Source organism: Actinoplanes sp. NPDC051633, from assembly GCF_040681735.1.
Taxonomy (GTDB): Bacteria; Actinomycetota; Actinomycetes; order Mycobacteriales; family Micromonosporaceae; genus Actinoplanes.
Window position 1 is genome coordinate 1 of record NZ_JBFAZH010001519.1, and the last position, 1553, is coordinate 1553.

Here is a 1553-nt window from a genome sequence, read left to right on the forward strand (position 1 = left end):
GCGACAACATCAGCTACCGGATGCGCCTGACGACGGGCGTCGAGGGCGGGGACTACGAGGGCGCCTTCGATCCGCGGACGGCCACCGGATATGTGCGCAAGCCGCAGGACGATTCGGTGGTCACCGAGCTGCTGATCAACGGAACCCGCTACATCGGCGGCGAACCGCCGCTGCAGAAGCTGCCGGCCGACAAGGGCAGGGGCGAGAAGTACGGCCGGTACGGGCAGTACCCCGGAAAACACGACCACCTGTCCCTGTACGGCGGCCCGGACACCGTCCTGGGCGCCGCCGCACCGAACCCGGCGGCCCTGTTCAAGGCGTTGCGGACGGCGACCGTCACGGAGAACCCCGACGGCAGCGTGCACTTCGAGTACGCCGAGAAGGCCCGCGACGGCTCCTCCACCAGCTCGGGCGACGTCACGCTCGACGCCGACGGCCGCATCGCGAGGGTCGTACTCACCACCGCGTGGCGGTCGACGGCGAAGGGCGAGCTCCAGCAGGGCACCACCACCTCCACGTTGGAGCTGTTCGACTACGGCACCAAGGTGTCGGTGAAGCGTCCCAAGGACGTGGTGCCGGCCCGCTGACGTCGGCCTTTGAGATCGCCCCGCCCGGGGGCGGGTTCCACCGTCCGCGTGATGGGGTCGAGTAGCGTCACTGCACGCTCGACCCCATCGACCGGCCGGAGGGCCCGTGAACAACGTCTTGTGGATCATCGCCGTGCTGCTGGCGGTCGCCTTCCTGGTATCCGGCGTGCTGAAGCTGATCCGGACCCCCGAGCAGCTCGCGGCCTCCGGCCTGGGATGGGCCACGGACTTCAGCCCCGGCATGGTCAAGCTGATCGGCGCGCTCGAGGTGCTCGCCGCGATCGGTCTCGTCCTGCCCGCCCTGCTGGACATCGCCCCGGTGCTGGTGCCGCTCGCAGCGCTCGGCCTCGTCCTGATCATGATCGGCGCGGCGATCGTGCACGGCCGCCGCAAGGAATACCCGATGATCGCCGGCAACGCCGTCCTGCTGATCCTCGCCGCCATCGTCGTGTGGGGCCGCTTCGGCCCGTACGCCTTCTGACCACCGCATCGGAGGAACATGGCGATCGTCGACCGGCTGAGCAGGGCCTCCCGGATCGGGCTGGGGCTGGCGGCCGTCGGGCGGCCGGGCTACATCAACCTCGGGCGCGACGCGGATCTCCCGGCCGAGCGGACTGTCGCGGCGCTGCGGAAGCGGGCCCATGAGCTCTTGGACCGGGCGTACGCCGCCGGCGTCCGGTATTTCGACGTCGCCCGTTCCTACGGCCGAGCTGCACGAGCGGCTGGCCGCGCTGGGCGTCGTGATCGGAGTGTCGACCAGCGGGCCCGCGCAGGCCGAGGCGATCCGCGCCGCGCTCCGCGTGCGGGTCGATGGAAAGCCCTTGTTCCGCAGCGTGCAGGCCACCTGGAACCTGATGGAGCCCAGCGCCGGCCCGGCGCTCGCCGAGGCGCACGACGCCGGGTGCATGGTCATCGTGAAGGAGGCGCTCGCCAACGGCCGGCTGGCCGTCCACCCCAACGGTGACG

General features: G+C 71.0%; 2 protein-coding genes and 1 pseudogene. All 3 read left to right on the forward strand.

The features are described from left to right. Positions 1 to 587 (forward strand): hypothetical protein (locus AB0M20_RS42695; RefSeq protein ID WP_364307132.1); only part of this gene is annotated, 587 nt, incomplete at its 5' end. Positions 588 to 693: 106 nt separating this feature from the next. Beyond that, positions 694 to 1068 carry a DoxX family protein gene (locus AB0M20_RS42700; RefSeq protein WP_364307134.1) on the forward strand — a complete coding sequence of 125 codons (375 nt, stop codon included), beginning with the start codon at positions 694 to 696 and terminating at the stop codon, positions 1066 to 1068. A gap of 160 nt (positions 1069 to 1228) precedes the next feature. Further along, positions 1229 to 1553, forward strand: a pseudogene (locus tag AB0M20_RS42705) (hypothetical protein); the annotation flags it as partial.